This is a genomic window from Longicatena sp. (assembly GCF_982403165.1).
The window spans coordinates 1-8,481 of record NZ_CEVYEL010000082.1 but is presented as its reverse complement, the minus strand read 5'-3'; the positions used below and the strand labels follow the sequence as shown (position 1 = coordinate 8,481).

The window sequence follows — 8,481 nt, the reverse complement described above, 5'->3', positions numbered from 1 at the left end:
TGCGATATGTAAATTGTATCTTTACATCTATATGGATATAAAAAGTAAACAAAAGTATCATAATAACCCAATGTAGTTAACCTTTTGTAGTATATCTAAGTAAAATAAATAGTATAAAGGGGCGATATTTATGACAATAGGAGAAGCAAGCTGTAAACGTATCTTGCAATTATGCAAAACAAACGAAATCACCTTAAATGGTCTTAGCACAACATGTGGTATCACACAATCAACATTAAATAATATTAAGTTTGGAAAAAGTAAAAATCCAACGATATCTACAATTAAAAAAATATGTGATGGCTTATCCATCACGATAATAGAATTTTTTGATGATCCACTTTTTGAAAACTTAGAACCTGAAATCGGTTCATAAACAGACGGCACAAGCTGTCTGTTTTTTTATGATAGCATCCTTTTCGTTGCTGAAGTATTACATAGATGGATAAAGAACATAACGCTTTTTTCATACTGTAGATTTTTGAGAAATCGTAGTTTATAAGCTATGCAAATGCTTTGCATAGTTAGATCATATAAAGATAGTAATGAAGCAAAGCTGTTAAAAAAAGAAGATTGCATATGAGCAACGAAAGTGCTGAATATCCAATCTTCTTTTGTCATTCTTATGTTCCTATCTTAGTGTTTAAAGTGACGCACTCCGGTATACACCATCGTAATGTCATGCTCATTACACACATCAATGGACAGCTGATCCTTGATAGAACCACCTGGTTGAATAATGGCTGTTACCCCTGCTTTCACTGCTTCTTCTACTGTATCCGGCATAGGGAAGAAAGCATCACTGCTCATAACAGAACCTTTGGCTTTTTCACCTGCCTGCTCAATGGCAATCTTTGCCGCACCGACACGATTCATCTGACCGGCACCAACCCCAATTGTCATGTTATCCTTGACCAATACGATGGCATTGGATTTCACATGCTTTACAACCTTCCATGCGAATAACAATTGTTTCATTTCTTCTTCGGTAGGCTTACGGTTTGTTACACAACGCAAATCTTCTTCTTTCAGCTTATGGTCATCAATATCCTGTACCAATAAGCCATCGTTAACATTCGTATATTTATATTTTGTTGTTACCTCTAAGGTTGTATCTAATTCCATCAGACGGATATTCTTTTTCTTTGATAAGATTTCAAATGCTGCCGGTTCAAAGTAAGGCGCAATGATAATTTCCAAGAAAATGTTTGCCAGTTTTTCCGCAACAGCTACATTGACCGGCTCATTCATTGCCACGATACCACCGAAGATGGAAATTGGATCTGCTTCATAAGCCTTATCCCATGCTTCTTCCAAGGTAGCACCGATACCTACTCCACATGGATTCATATGTTTCAATCCAACAACCGCACACTGTCCTTCAAAATCCTTTAAGATTTCAATCGCTGCATTGCCATCCTGAATGTTGTTGTAGGATAATTCCTTACCATGCAGCTGTTTGGCATTTGCCAAGGAGTAAGAAGGTTTCATACCTTTATAGAAGGCAGCACTTTGATGAGGATTTTCCCCATAACGAAGATCTTGTACTTTATCGAAGGTAATCGTTAATTTTTCAGGATATTTTTCACCCGTTTTATTTGTCAGATATTCCGCAATCATCGCATCATAGGCTGCTGTATGACGGAATACTTTCGCTGCTAAAAGTTCTCTGGTATCCGGACGGGTTTCACCGTTTTCACGCAGTTCATTTAATACCATTGCATAATCACTAGGATCTACGATCACTGGGATATAGCGATAGTTCTTAGATGCACTACGCAGCATACTAGGTCCACCGATATCAATGTTTTCAATGATTTCTTCATGCGTTACACCTGGTTTTTGTACGGTTTGTTTGAATGGATACAAGTTTACACAAACCAAATCAATATAATCAATACCTAATTCCTGAATCTGACGAACATGCTCCGGATTATCACGTACACACAATAACGCTCCATGTACCTTTGGATGTAATGTTTTTACACGACCATCCATGATTTCCGGAAAACCGGTAACCTCTGAGATACCAATGGTATCTAAACCGGCATTATCCAAAGCCTTCTTTGTACCACCGGTAGATATAATTTCATAACCTAATTCTTTTAATCCGGATACGAATTCAATCAGATTTGTTTTGTCAGATACACTTACTAATGCTCGTTTCATAATAACACCGCTCTTTCTTTATTTATGTTCTTCCATACGTTCACAAACTGTCTTTACTACACGTGGAAACATATCATATTCCTTCGCATGCACATGTTCTTCTAAGGTTTCCAGATCCCAGGATGGATCAATCATGATCTTTTCCTGATGAATGATTTCCCCTGTATCGACACCTTCATCTACATAATGCACGGTAACCCCTGTATAAGATACCTTTGCTTCAAAAGCATCTTGAATGCTATGCGCACCGGGGAAGGCAGGTAAATATGCCGGATGCAGATTGATGATGCGATTTGGATAGTTGCTTAACAGCACCTTGCCAATAAAACGCATATAGCCTGCTAGAACAATCAATTCAACCTCATAGCTCTCTAAGGTTTTCATGATTTCTGTTTCATAGCCTTCTTTACCGCCATAGCCCTTAGGATTCACATAGACACATGGGATACCTAAACGCGCTGCACGCTCTTTGGCATATGCTTGTTCCTTATCGATAATCAATACCTTACAAACGGCATTATCGATATGTCCATTGTTTATTTCGTTGACAAGATTCTCAAAGTTAGAACCATTGCCACTGGCAAATATCGCAATGTTTACCATGTTAAATCCACACTTCCACTATCGGTTACTTCACCGATGACATAAGATTCTTCGCCGATTTCTTGTAACAGGCTTTGTACCTTTTCTACATCTGCTTTATCCACAGCCATCATAAAGCCAATACCCATGTTGAAGACATTGCACATTTCCTTCATAGGAATATCCCCTGTCTTCGCAATGAAATCAAAGATTGGTTTATGTGGATATGTCGTTAAATCGATAGAAACACCCTGTCCATCCTTTAACATTCTTGGTACATTTTCATAGAAACCGCCGCCGGTAATATGACTCATGCCTTTGATATCCACCTTGCCTAGCAGGTGTTTAATAGCTTTGACATAAATCTTAGTAGGGGTTAATAAAACATCACCTAGTTTTTCATTACCTAATTCTTCATAACGCTTATGTAAATCTAATTTCGCATCCTTTAATAAAACCTTGCGAATCAAAGAGAACCCATTTGAATGTACACCGGAGCTTGGTAAGCCAATCAACACATTGCCTTTTTCAATCTTCTGGCCATCTAATAGATTACATTTATCTACAGCACCCACACAGAAACCGGCAATATCGTAATGTTGTACATCATACATATCCGGCATTTCTGCTGTTTCGCCGCCAATCAAAGCACATTCTGCTTGTACACAGCCATCCGCTACACCTTTTACCAATTGCTCGATCTTCGTTGGCTCATTCTTGCCCACTGCCAAATAATCTAAGAAGAAGATTGGCGCAGCTCCTTGTACCAAAACATCATTTACACACATTGCGACTGCATCAATACCAACGGTATCATGCTTATCCATCGCAAAAGCAATCATCAACTTGGTACCAACACCATCTGTACCGGAAACCAAAACCGGCTCTTTCATATTTAACATGGATAAATCAAACATACCGCCAAAGGCGCCGATAGAATCAATCGCACCTTTTACCTTTGTACGTGCCACATGACTTTTAATCAATCTTACGGATTCATAGCCAGCTTCCAGATTGACACCGGCTTCTCTATACTTATCACTCATATTCTCTTTACCTTTCTGTATATCCTATACATGATAGCGATGCCTGAGGATGTGTACACAGGCATTGCTATCTTTTTCATACCTTCTTATTTATTTTTAAAGTAGTTCACACCGTTTTCAAAGATGTTCTGTAGTTTATTACCATCAATATTCTTAAACAGTCCATCTTCATAACGTTCACTATGTCCCATCTTACCTAAGATACGACCATCCTTAGAGGTAATACCCTCAATGGCATAGTAAGAACCGTTGATATTATACGTGCCATCCATAGTTGGATTACCCTCTAAATCAACATATTGTGTCGCAACCTGTCCGTTTTCAAACAATTCTTTGGCAACTTCTTCGCTTACCACAAACTTACCTTCTCCATGTGACATGGCAATGCTATGGCAGTCATTTGGTGTAAAGCTAGACAGCCAAGGAGATTTATTGCTGGTAACTTTCGTTGTCGCAATATGTGAAACATGGCGGTTGATGTTGTTACGGAACAAGGTAGGAGAAGCTTCATTCAGCCCTTCAATATTGCCATATGGCAATAAGCCACTCTTGATCAATGCCTGGAATCCATTACAGATACCAAGAATCAGACCATCGTTGCTTAACAATGTCTGAACTGCTTCATTTACCAATGGATTGCTTAAGACATTCGCAATAAACTTACCACTGCCATCAGGTTCATCACCGCTGGAGAAACCGCCAACTAACATTAAGATCTGCGCATGGGCAATTTTTTCACTTAATTCTTTCAAACTGCGTTCAATGCTCGTAACATTCAGATTGTTGAAGACATAGATTTCAACTTCGGCACCGGCACGTTCAAACTGCTGTTTCGTGTCATATTCACAGTTTTGACCAGGGAAAACCGGAATGATAACTTTCGGTTTGTCATACGTCTTGCTTGCTTTCTTATGTTCTGTGCTTGTATAGGTAGGTGTATCCACACGTTTTCCATCATGATCAACACTCATTGGATAAATCTTATCATAACGCTTGCACCAAACAGCGATAGCATCATCAATGTTGATACGTTCCTCATTGATACGAATACTGTTTGTATCGGTTGTTGTACCTAACAGGATGAAGGCATCATCTTCGATTACCTTATCACTTTCAACGATGATAGAACCAATGCTGATATCAAAAACAGGTTCATTCGTCACAACATCGATACCAATCTTATTACCAAAGCTCATCTTACATAAAGTTTCGGCAATACCTCCAAATTTCACGGTAGCAGCAGCTACGATATCTTTATTTAAGATATGCTTACGCACAAGGGCAAAGTTTTTCTTTAACTGTTCATAATCCGGAGTCTTGTTTGCTTTTGGTGTGTGTTTTACCAGATACAGGTTATGACCTGCTGCTTTGCATTCACTGGAAATGATATTGTCTGTCTTTTCGGTTGTGACGGCAAAGGTAATCAAGGTAGGTGGCACACTGATATCATTAAAGGTTCCGGACATGGAATCCTTACCACCGATTGCCGGTGTTTCAAAAGCCATTTCTGCCTCAATCAAACCAAGCAGTGCCTGCATAGGTTTGCCCCATTTTTCAGGGTCTGTATGTAAACGTTCAAAGTATTCTTGATTGGTTAAACGACAAGTAGCATAATTACCACCTAACGCTGTCACTCTTGCCAAGGCTTCTACGACAGAATAGCTAGCTCCTAAATAAGGAGAGTATAAAGATACCTCAGGATGATATCCATGTGTCATGATGCTTGCCGTATTTGTGAAACCAAAGACAGGCAATTTCTGTACGCTGCCTTCTGTTTCAGTTAATTGATACTTACCGCCAAATGGCATTAAAACAGTAGACTTACCGATGGAAGCATCAAACATTTCAGCCAAGCCAATCTGAGAAGCAACATTTGGCTGCTGTAAGTCTTCTTCAATGCTTTTCACACTACTGTGGAATGGATCTTTTGTTGTTAAGCCTTCTTTCACAAGAACATCCTGTAAGCCTCGCACACCATTGGTATCCAGGAAAGCACGTGACATATTCACGATTTCCTTACCTTGGAACTGCATTACCAAGCGTGGTTCTTCGGTTACCACAGCAACGATGCAAGCGTCTAGATTTTCTTCATAGGCATATTGTTTAAATTCATCAAAGTCTTTTTCTTCAATTAATACAGCCATACGTTCCTGTGATTCGGAGATTGCTAATTCGGTGCCTGATAAGCCACTGTATTTTACTGGCACTTTATCCAAATCAATTTGTAAACCATCGGCTAATTCACCAACGGCAACACTGACACCGCCGGCCCCAAAGTCATTGGCTTTCTTAATCAAACGTGTCGCCTTTGGATTACGGAACAAGCGCTGCAGCTTACGTTCAATCGGTGCATTTCCTTTTTGAACCTCACTGGAACATTTCGTTAAAGAGGTGTCATTGTGTTCCTTACTGGAACCGGTAGCTCCACCGACACCATCACGTCCGGTAGCTCCACCAATCAAGACAACGATGTCACCGGCATTTGGTTTTTTACGCACAACATTTTCTTTCGGTGCTGCTCCAACGACTGCACCAACTTCCATACGTTTTGCGACATAGCCATCATTATAAATTTCTTTTACATATGTGGTTGCTAAACCAATCTGGTTTCCATAAGAAGAATATCCGGCAGCCGCTCCCTTAGAAATACGGGATTGTGGCAATTTATTTGGTAAAGCTTCCTTAATATCTTTTGTAATATCACCGGCACCGGTAATACGCATTGCCTGATAGACATAGCTTCTTCCTGACAATGGGTCACGGATGGCACCACCGATACAAGTGGATGCGCCACCAAATGGTTCAATTTCCGTTGGATGGTTATGCGTTTCGTTCTTAAACATCAACAGCCACTGCTGATCTTCACCATCTACATCCACCGTGATTTCAATGGAGCAGGCATTGATTTCATCACTGACTTCCATGTCTTCCAATTTACCATTCTTACGCAAATATTTACCGGCAATGGTTGCCATATCCATCAAGGTCATAACTTTCTTATTCCCATGTACCTCTTCACGTAAATGCAAATAAGTTTCATATGCCTTCTGGATGCTATCCTGTAAAGAACCGGCATCAAAGGTCACATTCTGTAAGATTGTTTCAAATGTTGTATGACGACAATGATCAGACCAATACGTATCCAATACCTTTAATTCCGTTAAAGTCAGATCACGCTGTTCTTCTTCTTTGAAATACTTCTGCACATGGGCAATATCTGCCAAGGTCATAGCTAAGCCATGTTCCTGACGAAGTGCTTCTAAGCCTGCTTCATCCAAAGCACAGAAACCTTCTAAAACCGGAACAGCTTCGATTTCAACATCTTCTTCATTGATTAAAACAGAAAGATCCTTTTCTCTCATTTCCACAGGGTTGATAAGATAGTTCTTAATGGCGATAAGTTCTTCTTCACTTACACTGCCATCCAGAATAACGATCTTTCCACTTTTGATAACAACATCCTGCTTATTATTCAACAGCATCAAACACTGCTGTGCGCTATCAGCCCGCTGATCATATTGTCCAGGCAGACATTCATAAGCAATGTATGTCTTTCCTTCCAATGCGATTTCATCAAATACTTCATCTGTTACTTTTTCTGATAATACCTTATCCTTTAACAATTCCATATCATGGTCATCGCCATTGAAAACATCATAGACATTGTAAAGTTCAATACCATGTACATCAGATAAATTCAAATTCTGTTTTAATTCATGAAATAAAGAATCTGCTTCTACACGAAAAGCTTCTTTCTTCTTCACATACACACGATAGTTCATCTTCTTCTCCTCATATTATTCCACTTCAATTACGGAATCTTTGATAACTTTTTCAGCCATTGCTTTCTTAAAGGCTTCCATTTTTTCAGCCATTTCATCATCGCTCAAGGCAATCATCTGCGCTGCTAAGATAGCGGCATTTTTTGCACCGGCTTTACCGATTGCGACAGTTGCGACAGGAATTCCACCAGGCATTTGCACGGTACTCAACAAAGAGTCCATACCACCTAATGCACTTGTCTGAATAGGAACACCAATCACTGGTAATGTCGTAGAACTAGCAATCACACCACCTAAGTGTGCAGCTCCACCGGCAGCAGCGATAATAACCTTAATACCGCGTTTCTTTGCGCCTTCTGCCAACGCGATAACTTCATTTGGTGTACGATGTGCTGATAAAGCATGTGCTTCAAAGGGGATATCGAATTCCTTCAGCTGATTGAAACAAGCTTCCATAGTAGGAAGATCACTGCGACTTCCCATTAAAATACTGACGATAGGTTTCTTTTCACTCATTTGCTTTTCCTCCTTAGAAATAAAAAATACATATCAAGCATCTCTTAATATGTACACTAAAAACCGTTGAATTGTGTAATTAATATAGTGCATCTTCTTAAGACCATAAGTAAGACCTCCTATAAAAATATAAAGACGTACCTGCCTGCCAAGCAAACAAGTACGTCTCGAACAAAAAGAAAGAGTAATTGTTTGCTTGTAGCCCGTGAATTTACGGCTCACGGCTAGAAACTCTCCATCCATATTATGGAGTATATACAAGCATATTGTCAATACATGATTATTTTACTAAACTTCCTATGGTATTACAATAGGTTTTCTTAATTTTTACATATATTTATACAGGTTTATTATCATTTTTACCTGTATTCAATATAGCATAGAAA

At 39.3% G+C, this 8,481-nt stretch carries 6 protein-coding genes and 1 riboswitch; of the genes, 1 reads left to right on the top strand and 5 read right to left on the bottom strand.

The genetic code is table 11. The annotated features are described in order from the left end of the window. Positions 1-130: 130 nt before the first annotated feature. The gene (locus AC1VS3_RS12180) at positions 131-376 is read left to right on the top strand and encodes a helix-turn-helix domain-containing protein (protein ID WP_008690297.1); all 246 of its coding nucleotides are present in this window, start codon (positions 131-133) and stop codon (positions 374-376) included. Between the two features lie 260 nt (positions 377-636). Here AC1VS3_RS12180 and purH read toward each other — a convergent pair whose 3' ends face one another. The 5 genes from purH to purE all read right to left on the bottom strand — a co-directional run bounded on the left by purH (position 637) and on the right by purE (position 8,095). Beyond that, on the bottom strand, positions 637-2,169 hold the full coding sequence (gene purH / locus AC1VS3_RS12175; protein ID WP_008690296.1) for a bifunctional phosphoribosylaminoimidazolecarboxamide formyltransferase/IMP cyclohydrolase: 1,533 nt from the start codon (positions 2,167-2,169) through the stop codon (positions 637-639). An 18-nt stretch (positions 2,170-2,187) separates the two neighbouring features. Continuing rightward, positions 2,188-2,772 carry a phosphoribosylglycinamide formyltransferase gene (gene purN / locus AC1VS3_RS12170; protein ID WP_008690295.1) on the bottom strand — a complete coding sequence of 195 codons (585 nt, stop codon included), beginning with the start codon at positions 2,770-2,772 and terminating at the stop codon, positions 2,188-2,190. Then, positions 2,766-3,797 carry a phosphoribosylformylglycinamidine cyclo-ligase gene (purM, locus tag AC1VS3_RS12165; protein ID WP_008690294.1) on the bottom strand — a complete coding sequence of 344 codons (1,032 nt, stop codon included), beginning with the start codon at positions 3,795-3,797 and terminating at the stop codon, positions 2,766-2,768. The genes purN and purM overlap by 7 nt, the downstream gene beginning before the upstream one ends. Positions 3,798-3,883: 86 nt before the next feature. Beyond that, entirely contained in the window at positions 3,884-7,579 is a 3,696-nt protein-coding gene (locus AC1VS3_RS12160) for a phosphoribosylformylglycinamidine synthase (protein ID WP_008690293.1), read from the bottom strand. Between the two features lie 15 nt (positions 7,580-7,594). Further along, entirely contained in the window at positions 7,595-8,095 is a 501-nt protein-coding gene (gene purE, locus AC1VS3_RS12155) for a 5-(carboxyamino)imidazole ribonucleotide mutase (protein ID WP_008690292.1), read from the bottom strand. Positions 8,096-8,274: 179 nt separating this feature from the next. Beyond that, a riboswitch (purine riboswitch) is annotated at positions 8,275-8,376 on the bottom strand. Positions 8,377-8,481 lie beyond the last annotated feature (105 nt).